The organism is Citrobacter sp. U14242, assembly GCF_046555775.1.
In the GTDB taxonomy this organism is placed as follows: Bacteria; Pseudomonadota; Gammaproteobacteria; order Enterobacterales; family Enterobacteriaceae; genus Citrobacter.
This window is the reverse complement of record NZ_JBKGLW010000005.1, coordinates 279,261-300,990: the sequence shown is the minus strand read 5'-3', so window position 1 is coordinate 300,990 and position 21,730 is coordinate 279,261. Positions and strand designations below refer to the sequence as shown.

Here is a 21,730-nt window from a genome sequence, read left to right as displayed (position 1 = left end):
AGATATCAATAAAACAGCGCGATAGTGGCAATCATATTGACCACAAATCCTATCGCCATTGGGATGGCTGTCCGTTTTACTACCTCAAAAGGCGACACGCCAGCAATACCGGATGTCACGACAATCACTGCCGTAATCGGTGAAACCGCACGTGCCAGCGTGGTGGCGAAGTGCATCGGCATAATCATCACAACTGCAGGAATATGCAGCCCCGCAGCAATATCCGGGATCAGACTGGCGAATGACATAAACGGTGCATTCCCGGATCCCATTACAATTGCGCAGGCGGCGATAACCACGGCCATAATGATCATCACACCGATACCGCCAAGCCCGGAGTGTTCCGCACCTTTAATCACTGCATCGACGGTGCCGATAGTGGTTAAACCCTTGGCAAAGATCTCACCGGCCACCACCAGTGTGACGACGTTGGCAAACTGTGTTCCCATGCCGTCAAAAAACGCCTGCACATCATCCATCGTCTCACGCAGATTGTGTTTATGAAGAAACTCCACAAACATGGTCAGCGTCAAGCTCATTAACATCACCACAACCAGATTCAACTCTGCCTGCATTAATCCCATATGTGCCAGTAACAGCGAACCCAACATCAGGAGCAGAGGCATCACCGGTAAAATGGCGTAATAGAGCGGTGGCACATCTTCCAGCGTCTTTTGTTCATTGAAGCTGGTGCTGTCTGGTTGTGTTTTTTTATCAAACTGGCGTTGGACGAAAAAGTGTGCGATGGCGACGGCGATGATGACACAGGATGCGACGGGAAGTTGGTAGTGGAAGAAATAAGTGGCTATTTTCATCCCCGCAACCTGTGCGGCGAAAATGGAGTTGGTTTCCAAAATGCCCCATTCAATCGACATCGAGGTGGCAATGACCGCTACCGCGGATAAACGGCTCACGCCCAGGCTGACCAGCGTTGGGAAGAGCGTAACCATCAGCAGCATGCCCAATCCGGAAGCACTGGTGATGAACTGTGCCATGATTTGACCAATTACATACGTCGCGGCAAGCACAATATAGGGTGAGCGGATGTGCTTGAGTGGGCGGCTCAACAGGCTGACCATTGCCCGGCTGGCTCCCATTCTATCCATATAACGGGCATAACCACCTACTGCCATGATGGACAGCCCAAGACCTGCCGCCCGGTTTGAAAGCATGCGCAGAATTTCATTATAAATATCGACCAGCAGATAACCGCTGCTTTTGTCGCTGGCGACCAGTGCGCCGTACCCCAACCAGACGCCGCAGATCATCAGGAAGATCCCGGCTGCTGCCAGTACTACCTGTGGTTTGTAGTTTTTGAGGATCAGGTAACCCATCGTTAATAAAACGATGACAGAGATAATAATGCCGAACATTTTTTCACTCCATGCCAGAGAAGAAGATAAATCCGGTAATAACGCTGTTTTAAATGCGGATGTTATATTTTTTCTGGCATGTGTTTTGGAGTGGATATCGTGTTTTTATAATCGAGCGCTGGTTATTTTTCGTTTTAAAATAGTAGGTTATGATTAATTTTAAAGATCATGTTCGCAGATTTCATAAAGTTAGTTTTATCCCATGGTAATAAAAAACTATCTGCTCAATCATTCATGTTGAAATATATGCATTTTATATATCATTTGTATGAGCATATCCCCCGCTGACCACCATTTCACCCTGCTTTCGATCCTGTGTTACGATGAACTCGCTGTTATTTGTCACCACGACTTAGCTGAATGGACCCTATGAACGCATTTGATTCGCAAGCTGAAGACTCTCCATCCACCATTGGTCGTAGCTTACGCAGCCGCCCGCTGGCGCGTAAAAAACTGTCTGAAATGGTTGAGGAAGAACTTGAACAGATGATTCGCCGTCGGGAATTTGGCGAAGGGGAACAGTTGCCGTCAGAGCGGGAACTGATGGCCTTCTTTAATGTCGGTCGTCCTTCTGTACGAGAAGCGCTTGCTGCGTTAAAACGTAAAGGTCTGGTACAGATCAACAACGGCGAGCGCGCGCGCGTTTCGCGTCCGTCTGCGGATACCATCATCGGTGAACTGTCCGGCATGGCAAAAGATTTTCTCTCGCATCCCGGCGGTATCTCCCACTTCGAGCAATTGCGATTGTTCTTTGAATCGAGTCTGGTGCGTTATGCCGCCGAGCATGCCACTGAAGAGCAAATTGACAGGCTGGCCAGGGCGCTGGAGATCAACAGTCAGTCGCTGGATGACAACACGCTGTTCATTCGTTCGGATGTCGATTTTCACCGAGTGCTGGCGGAGATCCCCGGCAATCCCATCTTTATGGCAATCCACGTTGCGTTGTTGGACTGGCTGATTGCCGCACGTCCGACTGTCGCCGATCAAGAATTGCATGAACACAATAGTGTGAGTTATCAGCAGCATATTGCCATTGTCGAGGCGATTCGTCGGCACGATCCTGATGAAGCCGACCGCGCATTACAAGAACATCTCAACAGCGTTTCCGCCACCTGGCACGCCTTCGGTAAAAATAAAAAAATGCGTAAGTGATCGCGATCCTGACGATCGTTTAGTGAAGCAGATCGCACTATAAGCGTTCTGTATTGTATTGCTGCTTATTTGATCTGGTATAACAGGTATAAAGGTATGCAGTCAGTCAACACTAATCATTGACAGAGGTCGTTATGGCAAGAGATTTAAAAGGCGTAATGCCGGCATTGTTAACCCCATTCGATAACCAACAGCGACTGGATATCGAGAGCCTGCGTCGTCTGGTGCGCTTCAACATTGGGCAAGGCGTTGATGGGCTCTATGTCGGTGGCTCAACGGGTGAAGCTTTTGTGCAGAACCGTGCTGAAAGAGAGCAGGTGCTGGAAATTGTTGCTGAAGAAGCGAAAGGTAAAGTGACCTTAATTGCCCACGTTGGCACAGTGAGCACTGAAGAGAGCCAGCAGCTGGCGAGCGCCGCACACCGTTATGGTTTTGACGCAGTTTCTGCTGTTACCCCGTTTTACTATCCGTTCAGCTTTGAAGAGCATTGCGATCACTACCGCGCAATTATTGATTCCGCTGAGGGTTTGCCGATGGTGGTCTATAACATCCCGGCGCTGAGTGGCGTAAAACTGACGTTGGGGCAGATCAATACGCTAGTGACGCTGCCAGGCGTTGGTGCACTGAAACAAACCTCAGGCGATCTCTATCAAATGGAACAGATCCGCCGCGCCCATCCGGATCTGGTGCTTTACAACGGTTATGACGAGATTTTTGCTTCTGGGTTGCTGGCTGGTGCGGATGGTGGGATCGGCAGTACTTACAACATTATGGGATGGCGTTATCAGGGAATTGTGAAAGCGCTCAAAGAAGGCGATATCCGGGCTGCACAAAAGCTGCAAACCGAGTGCAATAAGGTTATCGATCTGCTCATCAAGGTTGGCGTATTCCGCGGTCTGAAAACGGTACTGCACTATATGGATGTGGTTTCTGTACCGCTGTGCCGTAAACCGTTCGCTCCCGTAGATGAACAATATCTGCCAGAACTGAAAGCCCTGGCGAACCAACTGTTGGCGGAAAAAGCGTAACCGCGGGTAGCCGGGGGGCACTTTGCTTGCCCGGCCTGGATTTTTCGACCGTAGTCCGGAAAAGGCGAGGCCGCCATCCGGCACAACAACAAAAAATCGTCGGGAGAGTAAAATGAGTACTTCTACCCAGAGCATCCCGTGGTATCGCCATCTCAATCGGGCACAATGGCGGGCATTTTCTGCCGCCTGGTTGGGGTATCTGCTTGATGGTTTTGATTTTGTGTTAATCGCCCTTGTGCTGACAGAAGTACAAGGTGAATTCGGTTTGACGACGGTGCAGGCGGCCAGCCTGATTTCAGCCGCCTTCATCTCTCGCTGGTTTGGCGGGTTAATGCTGGGTGCGATGGGTGACCGCTATGGACGTCGCCTGGCAATGGTCACCAGCATCATTCTATTCTCTGTGGGGACGCTGGCCTGTGGCTTCGCGCCGGGCTATACCACCATGTTTATCGCCCGCCTGGTTATCGGTATGGGAATGGCAGGTGAGTACGGTTCCAGCGCCACCTATGTTATTGAAAGCTGGCCTAAACACCTGCGTAACAAAGCCAGTGGTTTCCTGATTTCTGGTTTCTCGGTCGGCGCTGTGATTGCTGCCCAGGTTTATAGCCTGGTGGTTCCGGTCTGGGGATGGCGTGCGCTGTTCTTCATCGGCATTCTGCCGATTATCTTTGCCCTCTGGCTGCGTAAAAATATTCCGGAGGCAGAGGACTGGAAAGAAAAACACGAAGGTAAAGCGCCGGTACGCACGATGGTGGATATTCTCTATCGGGGCGAACATCGGGTAATCAATATCTTGATGACCATCGTAGCTGCGACTGCGCTGTGGTTCTGTTTTGCGGGCAACCTGCAAAATGCAGCCATCGTGGCGATCCTCGGACTGATGTGTGCCTTCATCTTCATTAGCTTTATGGTGCAAAGCAGCGGTAAACGTTGGCCGACGGGTGTGATGTTGATGGTTGTCGTGCTGTTCGCATTTCTCTACTCGTGGCCGATTCAGGCGCTGCTGCCAACGTATTTAAAAACTGAACTGATGTATGACCCTTCAACGGTTGCCAGGGTCCTGTTCTTTAGCGGCTTTGGCGCGGCGGTTGGCTGCTGCGTCGGTGGCTTCCTTGGTGACTGGCTGGGTACCCGCAAGGCTTATGTGTGCAGTCTGCTGGCCTCGCAGTTGCTGATTATCCCTGTGTTTGCGATTGGCGGAGCCAACGTCTGGGTCCTGGGGCTGCTACTGTTTTTCCAACAAATGCTTGGGCAGGGGATCTCCGGGATCTTACCAAAACTCATTGGTGGTTATTTCGAAACCGACCAACGTGCTGCGGGCCTGGGGTTCACCTACAACGTAGGGGCACTGGGTGGAGCACTGGCACCGATCATCGGGGCGCTGATTGCACAACGTCTGGATCTGGGCACTGCGCTGGGATCGCTCTCTTTCGGCCTGACATTTGTGGTGATCCTGTTGATTGGTCTTGATATGCCGTCTCGTGTACAGCGTTGGCTGCGGCCTGAAGCACTACGTACACATGATGCCATTGACGGTAAACCGTTTAGTGGAGCCGTGCCGTTTGGCGGCGATAAAAGCGCCATGGTGAAATCAAAAAGTTAATCCGCTTGCCCGGCGTTGAGCCGGGCAAGAACCGAAAGGGAAGATGTATGTCGTTACTTGAGCTACTGGATAAAAAAATTGCCGCTGATGGCGGACTGATTGTCTCCTGCCAGCCCGTTCCTGACAGCCCGCTGGATAAACCTGAAATTGTCGCCGCCATGGCGCTGGCAGCCGAGCAGGCTGGCGCGGTGGCGCTGCGTATTGAAGGCGTGGAGAACCTGCGGTCGACCCGGGCGGCCGTTTCGCTGCCAATTATAGGTATTCTGAAACGCGATCTTGCTGACTCCCCGGTACGCATCACTGCATTTTTAGATGATGTCGATGCGTTGGCGCAGGCGGGAGCTGACATTATTGCGATTGATGGAACAGACCGCGTGCGTCCTGTTCCCATCGCCGCACTGTTGGCACGAATTCATCAACATCACTGCCTGGCCATGGCCGACTGTTCATCGCTGGAAGACGGCCTGGCCTGCCAGCAACTCGGTGCGGAAATTATTGGTACGACGCTGTCGGGTTATACGACACCAGAAACACCAGAGGAGCCGGATCTGGCGCTGGTGAAAGCGTTATGTCATGCCGGGTGTCGGGTGATTGCCGAAGGACGCTATAACACGCCAGCACAAGCAGCTGAAGCGATGCGCCACGGGGCCTGGGCGGTGACAGTAGGTTCTGCGATTACCCGACTGGAACACATTTGCCAGTGGTACACCACGGCGATGAAAAAGGCCGCGCTATGAGCATCCTGGCGATTGATATTGGCGGCACTAAACTGGCTGCGGCACTGGTGGATGGTCGCCTGCAAATGCGTGACCGTCACGAACTTCCGACACCCGCCAGCAAAACACCACAAGCGCTGCGAGCTGCCCTGAAAGCACTGATTGAGCCGCTGCAGGCACAGGCTCAGCGCGTGGCGATTGCCTCGACTGGCATCATCCGTGAGGGTGCGCTACTGGCACTGAATCCATTAAATCTTGGCGGGCTGATGCATTTCCCGCTGGTGCAAACGCTGGAGTCTCTCACCGGCCTACCGACGCTGGCGGTGAATGACGCACAGGCCGCTGCGTGGGCTGAATATCATGCACTTGGCGGGAAATACCACGATATGGCGTTTATTACTGTATCGACCGGTGTTGGTGGCGGTGTGGTTAGCAACGGAAAGTTGTTAACCGGAGCCGGGGGGCTGGCGGGGCATGTCGGTCATACACTGGCGGATCCGTATGGTCCGCAATGTGGTTGTGGACGTGTGGGGTGCGTGGAGGCTATCGCTTCCGGTCGTGGGATTGCAGCGGCAGCCGAAGGCTCACTTGCTGGATGTGATGCAAAAACTATTTTTAGCCGGGCCGGACAGGGGGATGAACAGGCGTGTCAATTGATCCAGCGATCGGCATGCACGTTGGCTCGTCTGATTGCCGATGTGAAGGCGACAACCGACTGCCAGTGCGTTGTTATTGGCGGAAGCGTCGGGTTGGCTGAAGGTTATCTGGCGCAGGTAGAAGCCTGGCTGGCACAGGAACCCGCGATTTATCACGTGAAATTACTGGCGGCACATTACCGTCATGACGCTGGACTACTGGGGGCTGCGCTGTTGGCCCAGGGAGAATGATGATGATGTCAGGGGATTTACAGTCTCTGCCTTCTGCTGGATTGCATCCGGTATTGCAGCAGGCATTAACGCAGGCTGTTGCGGCAAAACCACAGGATAAAGCACCAGGGCGCTATGAGCTGCAAGGCGAGAATATCTTTATGAACGTTATGCAGTTTGTTACGCAACAACCGGAGCAAAAGAAAGCGGAGTTGCATGAGCAATACGTTGATATTCAGGTACTGCTGGCGGGTGAAGAACGTATTCTGTTTGGTATGACGGGGTCTGCCCGGCAGTGTGAAGAGATGCATATTGCAGAGGATTATCAGCTGTGCGGTGAGATTCATGATGAACAGACCATTACGCTCATCCCAGGTATGTTCGCAATTTTTATGCCGGGTGAACCACATAAACCGGGCTGTGTGGCGGGGACTCCAGCGGAAATCAAAAAAGTTGTTGTGAAGGTGCGCGCCAGTTTGTTCGCTGCCTGACAGAAAATATGTCGCCATAATTTTTTGCCGCAGACTGTGAGTCTGCGGCCATGTCCGAAAAGAAAATCTAGCGCTTAAACGTTACCGCTTCTGGCTGCGCCAGATGGAGCGTTGTCTGGCTTGGCACCGTCTCGGCAATAACCCGCCCATGGCGGATTGAATAGCGTGCAGGTGTCTGGCGACGAACCGCATCAAACCCATTTTCTGCAGGTAAAATCACCAGGTTAGCGGAGTTCCCAATACTCAAACCGTAGTCCTGTAAGTGCAGAGTTTTCGCGCTGTGGGTGGTGATGAGATTTAGCCCATCATTGATTTGTCCGTACCCCATCAACTGACACACGTGTAATCCCATATGCAAAACTTGCAGCATATTCGCGGTTCCCAACGGGTACCACGGGTCAAAAACGTCATCATGCCCAAAGCAAACATTGATGTCCGCTTCCAGCATCTCTTTGACGCGGGTGATACCACGGCGCTTAGGATAGGTATCAAATCGTCCCTGCAGGTGAATATTCACCAGCGGATTCGCAACGAAGTTAATACCTGACATTTTCAACAGACGGAAAAGGCGGGAAGCATATGCGCCGTTATAGGAATGCATCGCCGTGGTGTGGCTGGCTGTCACGCGCGACCCCATGCCATCGCGATGCGCCAGTGCCGCGACGGTTTCAACAAAGCGCGATTGCTCATCATCAATCTCGTCACAGTGGACATCGATAAGTCGGTCATACTTCTGCGCCAGGGCGAAAGTTTTGTGCAGCGACTCAACGCCATATTCACGCGTGAATTCAAAGTGAGGAATTGCGCCAATGACGTCGGCGCCCAAACGCACAGCTTCTTCTAATAGTGCTTCACCGTTGGGATAAGAAAGAATACCTTCCTGTGGGAACGCCACAATCTGCAGCTCCACCCACGGTGCCACTTCTTGCTTCACTTCCAGCATGGCTTTCAGTGCCGTGAGCGTAGGAGCGGAAACGTCTACGTGAGTTCGGACATACTGGATACCGTTGGCCATCTGCCACTTGAGGGTCTGCATGGCGCGGGTCTTCACGTCTTCGTGGGTGAGCATTGCCTTACGTTCGGCCCAGCGCTCAATACCTTCAAACAACGTACCCGATTGGTTCCAACTGGGCTCCCCTGCAGTTTGCGTTGTGTCCAGGTGGATGTGTGGTTCAACGAAAGGGGGAATGGCCAGCCCACCTTCAGCATCAAGCACCTCGCCCTGTGGCGCAGATGCTGTTTCCTGGGGATCAATACGGCTAAAACGCCCGTTTTCAATCGTGATTTGCCACAATCCTTCACACCCCTGCAGACGGGTTTGAGTGAGGGTGATAGTGTTATTCTGCATGACTGACCTCCGGGGATTTTGCAAGGCTACGATTGAAAAGTGGGTTTAGCAGGATATAGCTGAATACGCCGCCAAGTACGGCGTTGACCGGCACAATACCAGGGATGTAGTGTCCGGCGGCGATTCCCAGCGCGACAGACAGAATAGCTATCCAGTTGACGGGAATAAACTGTGCTGTGTTGAAGTTGGTGTACCGGCGGTGGTTTAACAGATAATCGGCAATAATCACTCCGCCAATAGGAGGGATCGCTGCCGACAGGAATGTCAGCCAGCCGACAAAGTTATTATAAAGCCACAATGCGCACAGTGTTCCAATAATGCCGTTGGCCACGGACAATGTGCGGCTGGAAAGGCCGGTAATGTTAGCAAAGCCCAGACCCGAGGCGTACAGCGCGTTGTCGTTGGTTGTCCAGATATTCAGGCCGAGTACGACAATGGCGGGCAGCAGCAGCCCCTGCGCGATCATCACATCTGAGATATCTGCCTGTCCTACCGCGGCGGCTCCAGCGGCACCGAAGATAAACATCAACGAGTTGCCAAGGAAAAAAGCCACCATGGCAATCAACACTGCGCCTTTGGCATTTCGCCCGAAGCGGACGAAGTCGGCGGTTAAGGTACCTGCGCTGACAAACGATCCGACGACCAACGCCAGTGCCGTGGAAAAATTCAGCGGCGTGTGCGGCACAATTGCTTTTAAATGATCCAATCCCCCCACATCGCTCACTGCCAGCCAGACAGAGTAACTGCCAAGAATGACGATAGCGGGAACGGCGATGATGGACAAAATGGTGAGTGCCGAGATACCAAAGAAGATGGTCATGGTCATCAGCAGACCGGAAACTGCAATCAGGACATTGACGTCAATACCCGTTGCTTTACCCACCGGGATGGCGAACATTGCCACGCCGACGCCAAACCAGCCCACCTGTGTGCCACCTAATAGCATTGAGGGAAGCCATGAACCTTTTATGCCAAATGAGTAACGTGCGAGGAGGTGGGTAGAGAGACCTGTTTTTGCGCCAATATAACCGAGAAATGCAGTGTAAATACCGAGGAGGAGATTACCGAAGAGAACTGCCAGGAAAAAATCATTATAGGAAAGACCGGTACCGAGTGTGCCTCCGGTCCACATACTGGCTGAAAAGAATGTTAACCCCAACATCACAAACGTCAGTGGTATCACGCCTTTCCGCGCTGCCAGAGGGACGGGGCCCTGGCTATAATTGTTGTCCTGCGACACAACGCCTCCTTGAATTTTGCCCAAAAAATCCGCCGCATCATATACACTTCTCAGAATAAAGCAAACGTTTCCGTCTGTTTTTTCTTTGTTGTTATTCATGGCGTTGATGTGTTGGAGGGGGCCTGCTGACTTTTCTCGCTGATGATGATGTGGGCTGTTCTCCTCCTCCAGTAATTCAACGCTTGTGCGTCAATTCCCGAACAAGTTTAGGTGATGACATTGAGTTGCACCTGCACCTGCGAGCGGTTTTCGAAAAACGGGTCAGGAACTACTTAGCAGGGAAATATCGGCTCCCCATCCATCAGCGTGAAGCTGTAGCAGGGGAGCCAGAAGGCCTTATTACACTTCCAGGTAATTCAGGATCCCGTCAGCCGCTTTACGGCCTTCGGCAATGGCTGTCACAACCAGATCTGAACCGCGCACGATGTCGCCACCGGCAAAGATTTTCGGGTTGCTGGTCTGGAAGGCGTTGTCGCTGCGTTCCGGCGCAATAATACGCCCCTGCGAATCAAGCTCAACGCTGTGCTTTGCCAGCCATTCCATGCTGTGCGGGCGGAAGCCAAACGCCAGTACGACGGCATCAGCCGGTACAATATGCTCGGAACCGGCGACGATCTCCGCGCGACGGCGACCTTTCGCATCCGGCTCGCCCATCTCAGTGCGCGCCATTTTCACGCCACACACTTTGCCGTTAGCATTTACCTCAACACCTAAAGGCTGGACGTTGAACTGGAATTCGACGCCTTCTTCACGCGCGTTTTTAACTTCGCGTTTCGAACCCGGCATATTCTCTTCATCGCGACGGTAGGCACAGATAACGTGTGACGCCCCCTGACGAACGGAGGTCCGCACACAGTCCATCGCGGTGTCACCACCGCCCAGTACGACAACGCGTTTACCTTCCATGCTGATGTATGGCTCGTCGCTGCTTTCGCCAAAGCCCATCAACTGTTTGGTATTGGCGATCAGGAACGGCAGAGCATCGAATACGCCATCGGCATCTTCGTTCTCCAGCCCACCGCGCATCGACTGATAGGTCCCAACACCGAGGAACACGGCGTCGTAATCCTTCAGCAGATCGTCGAGCTGCACGTCGCGGCCCACTTCAACGTTGAGTTTGAACTCAATACCCATGCCGGTGAAAATTTCACGACGGCGGGTCATCACCTCTTTTTCCAGCTTGAAAGCCGGGATACCGAAGGTCAGCAGACCACCGATTTCCGGGTGACGATCAAACACAACGGCCTTCACGCCGTTACGGGTTAGCACATCCGCACAGGCCAGACCCGCCGGACCTGCACCGATAATAGCGACACGCTTGTCTGTCTGACGAACGCCGGTCATATCCGGGCGCCAGCCCATTTCGAAGGCTTTATCGTTGATATAGCGCTCGATATTGCCGATGGTTACTGCGCCGAATTCGTCATTCAGCGTACATGAACCTTCGCACAGCCTGTCCTGCGGACAGACACGGCCGCAAACTTCCGGCAGCGTGTTGGTCTGGTGAGACAGCTCTGCCGCTTCAAAAATACGCCCTTCGTTAGCCAGCTTCAGCCAGTTTGGGATGTAGTTATGTACCGGGCATTTCCACTCGCAGTACGGGTTACCGCAGGACAGGCAGCGATCTGCCTGTGCCTTAGCCTGACCTTCAGAAAATGGCTCGTAAATTTCGATAAACTCGATCTTACGGATCTTCAGCGGTTTCTTTGGCGGATCAACGCGCTGCAGGTCGATAAATTGGTATACGTTCTGACTCATTGCTGCTACCCCTTACTGCGCCTGCACACGCAGCTCAGCTGCGCTACGACTACGGTGACCCAACAGTGCTTTCACATCACTGGACTTTGGTTTTACCAGCGCGAATTTCGCTGAGAACGCTGGCCAGTTCGCCAGGATCTCTTCGCCGTGCGAAGAGCCGGTATGCTGTACGTGTTCGGTAATTAAACCGCGCAGATGCTCTTCGTGGATAGCCAAAGAGTCCACGTTCAATACTTCAACCAGTTCAGGGTTCACGCGTTTGCGGAATTCGCCATCTTCGTCCAGTACGTAGGCAAAGCCACCTGTCATACCTGCACCGAAGTTAACGCCAGTTTTCCCAAGAATACAGACGATGCCGCCGGTCATATATTCACAGCCGTTATCGCCAATACCTTCAACCACGGTGATAGCCCCGGAGTTACGTACCGCAAAGCGCTCGCCCGCACGACCCGCGGCGAACAGACGGCCACCGGTGGCACCATACAGGCAGGTGTTGCCGATGATGCTCGCTTCATGGCTTCGGAATGCGGAACCCACCGGAGGACGCACCGCCAGCAAACCACCCGCCATGCCTTTACCGACATAGTCGTTGGCATCGCCGGTGAGGTACAGTTCTACGCCGCCCGCATTCCATACGCCGAAGCTCTGGCCTGCGGTACCGCTGAAGTGCGCTTTGATCGGGTCAGACGCCAGCCCCTGATCGCCGTGAGTCTGGGCAATATAACCTGATAACGACGCGCCAACTGAACGGTCGGTATTACGAATATCAAACCAGAAGGTTTTGCTCTGGCGCTCATCGACAAACGGTTTTGCCTGTTGCAGTAATTGCGCATTCAGCACACCGTTATCAAATGGCGGGTTGTTCTCGGTGCAGAACAGCGCTTTGCCGGGATGCGGCTCGGCGGTTTCCAGCAAGCGAGACAGTTCCAGCTTCTGCTGTTTGGCGGTAAATCCTTCCAGCTCTTTCAGCAGATCGGTGCGGCCAATCAGATCCACCAGACGCTTCACGCCCAGCTGTGCCATCAGCTCTCGAACTTCACGGGCAATAAATTCAAAGTAGTTGGTCACTTTAAACGGCAGGCCGTGATAGTGATTCTTACGCAGTTTGTCGTCCTGCGTTGCCACACCGGTTGCGCAGTTGTTCAGGTGGCAAATACGCAGGTATTTACAACCGAGCGCGACCATTGGGCCGGTACCGAAGCCAAAACTTTCTGCACCGAGGATTGCCGCTTTGATGATGTCGACACCGGTTTTCAGACCGCCATCGACCTGTAAACGGATCTTATGACGCAGGCCATTAGCGACCAGTGCCTGTTGAGTTTCCACCAGGCCCAGCTCCCACGGACAACCCGCGTATTTCACCGATGACAGCGGGCTTGCGCCGGTGCCGCCATCGTAACCCGCGATGGTGATCAGATCCGCATAGGCTTTCGCCACACCAGTGGCAATGGTGCCGACGCCGGGTTCGGAAACCAGTTTGACGGAAATCATGGCTTTCGGGTTGACCTGTTTCAGGTCGAAAATCAGCTGCGCTAAGTCCTCGATAGAGTAAATATCGTGGTGCGGCGGCGGGGAGATCAACGTCACGCCCGGCACCGAATAGCGCAGTTTGGCGATATACGGAGTGACTTTATCACCCGGTAACTGACCGCCTTCGCCAGGCTTCGCACCCTGAGCGACTTTAATCTGGATAACATCGGCGTTGACCAGGTATGCCGGGGTCACACCGAAGCGACCAGATGCGACCTGCTTAATGCGTGACACTTTATTCGTGCCATAGCGCGCCGGATCTTCACCACCTTCGCCGGAGTTGGAGTTACCGCCGATGCTGTTCATTGCTTCAGCCAGCGCTTCGTGTGCTTCCGGGCTTAATGCGCCGATAGACATGGCTGCGGTATCAAAGCGTTTAAACAGCTCGGTTGCGGGTTCTACCTCGTCAATGCTTACGGCTTCATCACCAGGCGTGATCGCCAGCAGATCGCGCAGCGTGGCTGCCGGGCGCTCATTCACCAGCTTGGCATATTCCTGATAGTCGCTGTACTCGCCACTTTGTACCGCCTGTTGCAGTGTGCGCACAACGTCAGGGTTGTAGGCGTGATACTCACCGCCATGAACGTACTTCAGCAACCCGCCCTGGCTAATGGGTTTGCGTGCTAGCCAGGCATGTTTGGAGAGGTTTAGCAGAACCTGCTGGAAGTCAGTAAAACCTGCGCCACTGATGCGGCTAACCACGCCCTGGAAACACAGCGCCACGACATCGTCGTGGAGGCCAACGGCTTCGAACAGCTTGGAGCAGCGGTAAGAGGCGATGGTCGAAATGCCCATTTTGGACATGATTTTGTACAGACCTTTATTGATGCCGTTACGGTAGTTCTGCATCACGGTCCGGTAATCTTTGGCGATCGCCTGGGTATCGATCAGACGTCCCAGCGTTTCATAGGCGAGATACGGATAAATAGCCGTCGCGCCAAAGCCCAGCAGCACAGCAAAATGGTGGGGATCGCGGGCGCTTGCGGTTTCGACGATGATGTTGGCATCGCAACGCAGGTTTTGTTCTACCAGACGGGTTTGTACCGCCCCGACAGCCATGGGGGCAGGAACCGGTAAGCGGTTCTTCGCGATGTTACGGTCGGAGAGCACCAGCAGTACCGTGCCGTTACGCACCATCTGTTCAGCTTTATCGCACAGGGCTTTGACCGTTTCTTCCAGCGTGGTTTCAGTCACGTCGAAGGTGATATCCAACCGGTCGGCGCGATAGTGATCTTCTTTCATGGTGGTGAGCTGGGTGAAATCGGAGTACAGCAGAATCGGCGATTTGAAGCTCAAGCGGTGTGCCTGGCCTTCTGCCTCGCAAAAGACGTTCATCTCACGACCAATGCTGGTGGCCAGTGACATGACGTGTGCCTCACGCAACGGATCGATAGGCGGGTTTGTGACCTGTGCGAACTGTTGACGGAAGTAGTCATAAATAATGCGCGGCTGGCTGGAGAGCACGGCAAACGGGGTGTCATCACCCATTGATCCAACGGCTTCCTGGCCGTTCTCTCCCAGTACCCGAATGACAGAGTCCAGCTCTTCAGCGCTGTAGTTAAACTGTTTCTGGTAGCTGGCGAGGGTATCATCGTCCAGTTCGCGGCTGCCGACTTGATCGTCTGGCAGATCTTCAAACGGCACCAGCCGGCGGACGTTCTTCTCCATCCACTCTTTATACGGGTGGCGGCTTTTCAGATCGTCATCAGTTTCGGCGGAATGCAGAATGCGCCCGCTGCGGGTATCAATAACCATCAGTTCGCCCGGGCCGACGCGACCTTTCTCGACCACTTCATCCGGCTGATAATCCCAGATCCCAACTTCAGAAGCGCAGGTGATGAGCTTGTCTTTGGTGATGACATAGCGCGCCGGGCGCAGGCCGTTACGATCAAGGTTACAGGCGGCAAAACGACCGTCTGACATGACAATACCTGCCGGGCCGTCCCATGGCTCCATGTGCATGGAGTTAAAATCAAAGAACGCGCGCAGTTCCGGGTCCATGTCCGGGTTGTTCTGCCAGGCTGGCGGTACCAGCAGGCGCATAGCACGGATAATGTCCATGCCCCCCGCCAGCAGCAGTTCCAGCATGTTATCCATGGAACTGGAGTCGGAACCGGTTTCGTTGACGAACGGCGCGGCATCGTGCAGGTCCGGGATCAATGGGGTCTGGAATTTGTAAGTACGCGCGCGCGCCCACTGACGGTTACCGGTGATGGTGTTGATTTCACCGTTGTGTGCCAGGTAGCGGAACGGTTGTGCCAGCGGCCAGCGCGGCACGGTGTTGGTGGAGAAGCGTTGGTGGAACAGGCAGATGGCCGACTCCAGGCGCAGGTCCGCGAGGTCCAGGTAAAAGCGCGGCAAATCTGCCGGCATACACAGACCTTTATAGATATTAACCAGATTCGACAAGCTACAGACGTAGAAGTCTTTATCGTCCTGGAGGCGTTTTTCGATACGACGGCGTGCGATGAACAGGCGGCGCTCCATATCGCGTGGGCGCCAGCCAGCAGGGGCGTTGACAAAAATTTGCTCGATACGAGGCAGGGAGGAAAGGGCGATTTCACCGAGAACACCTTCGTTGGTTGGCACGTCGCGCCAGCCTACGATCGACAGAGTCTCCTGCTGTAATTCTTCTTCAACAATGCGACGAGATGCCGCTGCCAGTTCAGGGTCTTTATTTAAAAAGATCATGCCAACGGCGTAGTTTTTAGCTAAACGCCAGCCGCGCTCTTGCGCAACAATGCGGAAAAAGCGGTCAGGTTTTTGTAACAACAAGCCGCAACCATCGCCGGTTTTGCCATCGGCAAGAATTGCGCCACGGTGCTGCATACGGGCCAGTGCGTGTATGGCGGTACGCACTACCTTGTGGCTAGGTTCGCCTTCTATGTGGGCGATCAGGCCGAAACCACAGTTATCCTTCTCAAGGGATTTATCGTACAACATATCAGTGAACCTCCCCAGGCTCTGCGGGACACCTCTCCGATACCGTTTGCGCGCGGGCACACCAAGAGCATGGCGACGGGGTTTGCGTTTCATACGCTCACCTCGCATTCGCCCTCTTTATCCTTTTCGCATAGGTCAAACAAGTTTGAGGACTTGCTTCAGAGGGAATCTCAATTACTGCATAAATATGATGAGCAGACTGCTCATCCAGAAAGCTTCCAGCGGATTTCCAAGTTATCGGGAATCCACACACAGGTCAAATGGCAATCTTATTTATGCAAAAATGTGCTATAGGGCGATTAACTTTATGAATGCATTGAAAATAAAGGTATTTTTACATTGATTTAACCAGAGTGTGATCGCTGGTGAAGTGTGATCTGTCTCACTGTCAGGAAGGCCGGTTATCTCCCGTCCTCCCTTTGTTTATCTCAATGTTTGGTATTTTATGCTGGCTTGTAGACTTTTGGCGTCTTAAAGATACTGTTTTTACATGAGAGCCATCAGAAGATAAAAAAATAGCGAGATATAAGGAAAAGTAATTACTTTTTGATTGAATGAAATTTCGGTTATTTTGAATGGTTATTCAATAAATAAAGGCTCGCCAGGGCGATTGATCCAGGTCATCGCCGACTGAGGCTAAAAATGGCAGGCTTTGGCCTCTTTTCAAGGCGCGGTCTATCAGATTATGCAGTTACAGAAATTAGTCAATATGTTTGGTGGGGATCTTTCTCGCCGTTATGGGCAAAAGGTTCATAAACTCACGCTACACGGCGGGTTTAGCTGCCCAAATCGCGATGGCACCATTGGACGTGGCGGATGTACCTTCTGTAATGTCGCCTCCTTTGCTGACGAAGCGCAGCAGCATCATTCCATTGCTGAGCAACTCGAACATCAAGCGCAACTGGTGAATCGCGCGAAGCGCTATCTGGCCTATTTTCAGGCTTATACCAGTACCTTTGCGGAAGTACAGGTGCTGCGTTCGATGTACCAACAGGCGGTCAGTCAGGCCAGCATTGTCGGGCTGTGTGTTGGCACGCGCCCTGACTGTGTGCCGGATGCCGTGCTCGATCTGCTGTGCGAGTACAAGGAGCAGGGCTACGAAGTGTGGCTGGAACTGGGTTTGCAAACTGCCCATGACAAGACGTTGCATCGCATTAATCGCGGGCATGATTTTGCCTGCTATCAGCGTACCACCCAACTGGCACGGGAGCGTGGGCTGAAGGTGTGTTCACACCTTATTGTCGGTCTGCCGGGAGAAGGGCAGGAGGAATGCCTGCAAACGCTGGAGCGCGTGGTGGATACTGGCGTTGACGGTATTAAGCTGCATCCGCTGCATATCGTGAAGGGCAGTACGATGGCGAAAGCCTGGGAGGCTGGACGGTTGTACGGCATTGGACTGGATGAGTACACGGTCACCGCAGGTGAGATGATTCGCCATACGCCACCCGAGGTGATTTATCACCGCATTTCCGCCAGCGCGCGCCGTCCTACGCTACTGGCCCCGTTGTGGTGTGAAAATCGCTGGACCGGGATGGTCGAACTGGACAGGTATCTCAATGAACATGGCGTCCAGGGATCCGCTCTGGGGACCCCCTGGAGCCTGCCAGACGCGTAGCGCGATGAGGGAAACTACGCATTTCTTGCACAATCTTAAACGTCACGCTGAGAATTGAGTATTATTGTGCCAAGTTGTCGTGAAGGAACCCTCTATGAAGCAAATTCGTATGCTGGCGCAATACTATGTCGACCTGATGATGAAGTTAGGTCTGGTGCGCTTTTCGCTGCTGTTGGCGCTGGCTTTGGTTGTGTTGGCAATTGTGGTGCAGATGGCTGTCACTATGGTGCTGCATGGCCAGGTAGAAAGCATTGATGTCATCCGTTCTATCTTTTTTGGCCTGTTAATTACCCCCTGGGCTGTCTACTTCCTGTCTGTGGTGGTTGAACAACTGGAGGAGTCCCGGCAACGCCTTTCCCGACTGGTACAGAAGCTGGAAGAGATGCGCGAGCGCGATCTCAAGCTCAACGTGCAGTTGAAGGATAATATCGCCCAACTCAATCAGGAGATTGTCGAACGTGAAAAGGCGGAAGCTGAGCGGCAGGAGACGTTTGAACAGCTGAAGGTCGAAATCAAAGAGCGTGAAGAAGCGCAGATCCAGCTTGAGCAGCAATCTTCATTTTTACGTTCTTTCCTTGATGCTTCACCGGACCTGGTTTTTTATCGCAATGAAGATAAAGAGTTTTCCGGCTGTAACCGTGCGATGGAGCTGCTGACAGGTAAGAGCGAAAAGCAACTGGTGAATCTAAAGCCGGCTGATGTGTATTCGCCAGAGGCGGCTGAAAAAGTTATTGAAACCGACGAGAAGGTATTCCGCCATAACGTTTCGCTGACCTATGAGCAATGGCTCGACTATCCGGACGGGCGCAAAGCCTGCTTTGAGATCCGTAAAGTGCCCTACTACGACCGCGTCGGGAAACGACACGGTCTGATGGGCTTTGGTCGTGATATTACCGAGCGTAAGCGCTATCAGGACGCCCTTGAGCGCGCCAGTCGTGACAAGACTACCTTTATCTCTACGATCAGCCACGAGCTGCGTACGCCGCTTAACGGTATCGTCGGTTTAAGTCGGATTCTGTTAGATACAGATTTAACCGCTGAGCAGGAAAAATATCTCAAAACTATCCATGTTTCCGCCGTGACGCTGGGGAACATTTTCAACGATATTATCGATATGGATAAGATGGAGCGGCGCAAAGTCCAGCTCGATAACCAGCCAATCGATTTCACCAGCTTTATGGCGGATCTGGAAAACCTCTCCGGCTTGCAGGCGCAACAAAAAGGGCTGCGCTTTGTGCTTGAGCCGACGCTACCGCTGCCTCATAAGGTCATTACAGACGGAACGCGTCTGCGTCAAATTCTGTGGAATCTGATCAGCAATGCCGTGAAATTCACCCAGCAAGGGCAGGTGACGGTGCGGGCTCGCTATGACGAGGGAGACATACTGCATTTTGAGGTGGAGGATTCCGGGATCGGTATTCCGCAGGATGAGCAGGATAAAATCTTCGCCATGTACTATCAGGTGAAGGACAGCCATGGTGGTAAACCCGCAACGGGAACCGGGATTGGTCTCGCGGTATCTCGCCGTCTGGCGAAAAATATGGGCGGTGATATTACGGTTTCCAGCCAGGCCGGAAAAGGCTCCATCTTTACGCTAACCGTGCATGCTCCTGCCGTGGCAGAAGAGATTGAAGATGCTTTCGAAGACGATGAAATGCCGTTACCAGCCCTGAATGTGCTGCTGGTGGAAGACATTGAACTGAACGTCATTGTCGCGCGTTCGGTGCTGGAAAAACTGGGTAATAGCGTGGATGTCGCGATGACCGGGCAAGCCGCGCTGGATATGTTCAAACCGGGTGAATATGACCTGGTGCTGCTGGATATTCAGCTACCGGATATGACAGGGCTCGATATCTCCCGCGAGCTGACCCAAAAATATGCGCGCGAGGACCTGCCGCCGCTGGTGGCGCTTACTGCCAACGTACTGAAAGATAAAAAAGAATATCTGGATGCAGGAATGGACGACGTGCTGAGTAAGCCGCTGTCAGTTCCGGCGTTAACCGCCATGATCAAAAAATACTGGGATACCCGAAACGAAGAGGAGAGCACTGTGACGTCTGAAGAAAGCAGTAAATCGCAAGCGCTGTTAGATATTCCTATGTTGGAACAATACCTCGAACTGGTTGGGCCGAAGTTGATCACCGACGGTCTGGCGGTGTTTGAGAAAATGATGCCGGGATATTTGAGCGTGCTGGAGTCTAATCTGACTGCCCGTGATAAAAAAGGCGTGGTTGAGGAAGGCCATAAAATTAAAGGTGCAGCCGGATCTGTCGGTCTGCGCCACCTGCAACAGTTGGGTCAGCAAATTCAATCACCCGACCTTCCTGCCTGGGAAGATAACGTAGCTGAATGGATTGAAGAGATGAAGCAGGAGTGGCAGCACGACGTAGCGGTATTAAGAGCCTGGGTTGCGAGCGTGGAAAAAAAATGACCCCGGCTTGACCGGGGTGCGCGAATACTGCGCCAACACCAGGGAAATCGTGGCTGCGCCGTAAATTATTATCATTGTTTACAAGGGCGCAGCCCTAATTTTCAGGCCGCACGCAGTTAAGATAGCAAATCTTAAATAATTTGTTACATGAATCAGTTAAATGTGTGAAGCGTGGCATTCTAATCAGAATTATTAATATGCTTCAGTCAGTTGCGAAAGGAGTATCACGATGAAAAAAGTTGGCGTAGTGCTCAGTGGATGTGGCGTGTATGACGGTGCAGAAATTCACGAAACCGTACTCACGCTGCTGGCTATTGCCCGCAATGGCGCTCAGGCTATCTGCTTTGCGCCAGATAAACAGCAGGCGGATGTCATTAATCATCTGACGGGCGAGCCGATGCCGGAAACGCGCAATGTCCTGATTGAAGCTGCGCGTATTGCGCGTGGTGATATTCGCCCCCTGGCCCTGGCGGCTGCAGCGGAGCTGGATGCGCTAATCGTGCCTGGCGGGTTTGGCGCAGCAAAAAATCTGAGCAATTTTGCCAGCCAGGGCACTGAATGTCGGGTTGATAGCGACTTGGCCGCACTGGCGAAGGCGCTGCATCAGGCCGGTAAACCCCTGGGATTCATGTGTATTGCTCCTGCTATGTTACCTAAGATTTTTGACTTCCCGCTGCGTCTGACAATTGGCACTGACATCGATACAGCGGAAGTGCTGGAGGAGATGGGCGCTGAACATGTGCCTTGCCCGGTCGATGACATTGTGGTTGATGAAGATAATAAAGTTGTCACCACACCTGCTTATATGCTGGCGCAGGATATCGCCCAGGTGGCGAGTGGGATCGACAAACTGGTCTCGCGTGTGCTGGTGCTGGCTGAATGAGAAAAGGGGCTACCGCCTTTCTGCGACGTCTATTTCTGCGGGCAATTATTGTCCTCGCCGTGTTTTGGGGCGGGGGTATAGCACTCTTCAGCGTGATGCCCGTTCCTTTCTCGGCGGTCATGATTGAGCGGCAGCTTGGTGCCTGGATACAGGGTGATTTCGGCTATGTGGCGCATTCTGATTGGGTCAGTATGGATGAGATATCACCGTGGATGGGACTGGCTGTCATTGCTGCTGAGGACCAGAAATTTCCCGACCACTGGGGATTTGATGTCTCTGCGATAGAGAAAGCGCTGGCGCATAACGAACGTAATGAAAACCGTATTCGGGGCGCCTCGACGTTATCGCAACAAACGGCAAAAAACCTCTTTTTGTGGGATGGGCGTAGCTGGGTGCGCAAAGGGCTCGAGGCCGGGTTAACGCTGGGGATAGAAACAGTCTGGAGTAAGAAACGAATCCTGACGGTTTATTTGAATATTGCGGAGTTTGGTGATGGAGTATTCGGTGTAGAGGCTGCATCACAGCGCTATTTCCATAAACCCGCCAGCCGTCTTAGCCCGTCTGAAGCGGCATTGCTGGCGGCGGTTCTGCCCAATCCGTTACGTTTTAAGGCGAGTGCGCCTTCCGGCTATGTGCGCAGTCGTCAGGCGTGGATCATGCGCCAAATGCGCCAGTTGGGCGGTGAGTCGTTTATGCGTGAAAATAAGCTGTATTAACGGGGTTATTGCCGGATGGCGGCGTAAACGCCTTATC

15 protein-coding genes are annotated in these 21,730 nt (G+C 53.1%); 10 read left to right on the top strand and 5 right to left on the bottom strand.

The annotated features are described in order from the left end of the window. Positions 1–5: 5 nt before the first annotated feature. Positions 6–1,373 (bottom strand): anaerobic C4-dicarboxylate transporter DcuC, encoded by a 1,368-nt coding sequence (dcuC, locus tag ACLJXE_RS10700; RefSeq protein ID WP_410750827.1) that lies wholly within the window; start codon positions 1,371–1,373, stop codon positions 6–8. 360 nt (positions 1,374–1,733) lie between these two features. On the opposite strand from dcuC, the gene nanR reads away from it, so the two are divergent. From nanR to nanQ, 6 genes are all read left to right on the top strand, one after another. Continuing rightward, the gene (gene nanR / locus ACLJXE_RS10695) at positions 1,734–2,525 is read left to right on the top strand and encodes a transcriptional regulator NanR (RefSeq protein ID WP_410750826.1); all 792 of its coding nucleotides are present in this window, start codon (positions 1,734–1,736) and stop codon (positions 2,523–2,525) included. Positions 2,526–2,659: 134 nt separating this feature from the next. Continuing rightward, positions 2,660–3,553 (top strand): N-acetylneuraminate lyase, encoded by an 894-nt coding sequence (nanA, locus tag ACLJXE_RS10690; protein WP_286629369.1) that lies wholly within the window; start codon positions 2,660–2,662, stop codon positions 3,551–3,553. 112 nt (positions 3,554–3,665) lie between these two features. After that, complete coding sequence (locus ACLJXE_RS10685; RefSeq protein WP_410750825.1) at positions 3,666–5,156, top strand: MFS transporter; 1,491 nt, start codon at positions 3,666–3,668, stop codon at positions 5,154–5,156. A 47-nt stretch (positions 5,157–5,203) separates the two neighbouring features. Next, a complete protein-coding gene (locus ACLJXE_RS10680) occupies positions 5,204–5,893 on the top strand; it encodes an N-acetylmannosamine-6-phosphate 2-epimerase (RefSeq protein ID WP_410750824.1) in 690 nt (229 codons plus the stop codon). Further along, a complete protein-coding gene (nanK, locus tag ACLJXE_RS10675; RefSeq protein ID WP_410750856.1) occupies positions 5,890–6,759 on the top strand; it encodes an N-acetylmannosamine kinase in 870 nt (289 codons plus the stop codon). Before ACLJXE_RS10680 ends, nanK begins: the two co-directional genes overlap by 4 nt. Positions 6,760–6,761: 2 nt before the next feature. Then, positions 6,762–7,229, top strand: a complete 468-nt coding sequence (nanQ, locus tag ACLJXE_RS10670) for an N-acetylneuraminate anomerase (RefSeq protein ID WP_410750855.1) — start codon at positions 6,762–6,764, stop codon at positions 7,227–7,229. A gap of 67 nt (positions 7,230–7,296) precedes the next feature. Here nanQ and ACLJXE_RS10665 read toward each other — a convergent pair whose 3' ends face one another. From ACLJXE_RS10665 to gltB, 4 genes are all read right to left on the bottom strand, one after another. Beyond that, positions 7,297–8,577, bottom strand: a complete 1,281-nt coding sequence (locus ACLJXE_RS10665) for a cytosine deaminase (RefSeq protein WP_410750823.1) — start codon at positions 8,575–8,577, stop codon at positions 7,297–7,299. Next, positions 8,567–9,817, bottom strand: a complete 1,251-nt coding sequence (codB, locus tag ACLJXE_RS10660) for a cytosine permease (RefSeq protein WP_410750822.1) — start codon at positions 9,815–9,817, stop codon at positions 8,567–8,569. The genes ACLJXE_RS10665 and codB overlap by 11 nt, the downstream gene beginning before the upstream one ends. 339 nt (positions 9,818–10,156) lie before the next feature. Continuing rightward, entirely contained in the window at positions 10,157–11,575 is a 1,419-nt protein-coding gene (gene gltD / locus ACLJXE_RS10655; RefSeq protein ID WP_286629374.1) for a glutamate synthase subunit GltD, read from the bottom strand. 12 nt (positions 11,576–11,587) lie between these two features. Continuing rightward, a complete protein-coding gene (gene gltB, locus ACLJXE_RS10650) occupies positions 11,588–16,048 on the bottom strand; it encodes a glutamate synthase large subunit (RefSeq protein WP_410750854.1) in 4,461 nt (1,486 codons plus the stop codon). A gap of 685 nt (positions 16,049–16,733) precedes the next feature. Between gltB and ACLJXE_RS10645 the strand changes: the two genes are divergently transcribed. From ACLJXE_RS10645 to mtgA, 4 genes are all read left to right on the top strand, one after another. Next, the gene (locus tag ACLJXE_RS10645) at positions 16,734–17,663 is read left to right on the top strand and encodes a TIGR01212 family radical SAM protein (RefSeq protein ID WP_410750821.1); all 930 of its coding nucleotides are present in this window, start codon (positions 16,734–16,736) and stop codon (positions 17,661–17,663) included. A 94-nt stretch (positions 17,664–17,757) separates the two neighbouring features. Then, entirely contained in the window at positions 17,758–20,094 is a 2,337-nt protein-coding gene (arcB, locus tag ACLJXE_RS10640; protein WP_286629376.1) for an aerobic respiration two-component sensor histidine kinase ArcB, read from the top strand. 229 nt (positions 20,095–20,323) lie between these two features. Continuing rightward, positions 20,324–20,977 carry an isoprenoid biosynthesis glyoxalase ElbB gene (gene elbB / locus ACLJXE_RS10635; protein WP_410750820.1) on the top strand — a complete coding sequence of 218 codons (654 nt, stop codon included), beginning with the start codon at positions 20,324–20,326 and terminating at the stop codon, positions 20,975–20,977. Then, on the top strand, positions 20,974–21,693 hold the full coding sequence (gene mtgA / locus ACLJXE_RS10630) for a monofunctional biosynthetic peptidoglycan transglycosylase (protein ID WP_410750819.1): 720 nt from the start codon (positions 20,974–20,976) through the stop codon (positions 21,691–21,693). Before elbB ends, mtgA begins: the two co-directional genes overlap by 4 nt. Positions 21,694–21,730 lie beyond the last annotated feature (37 nt).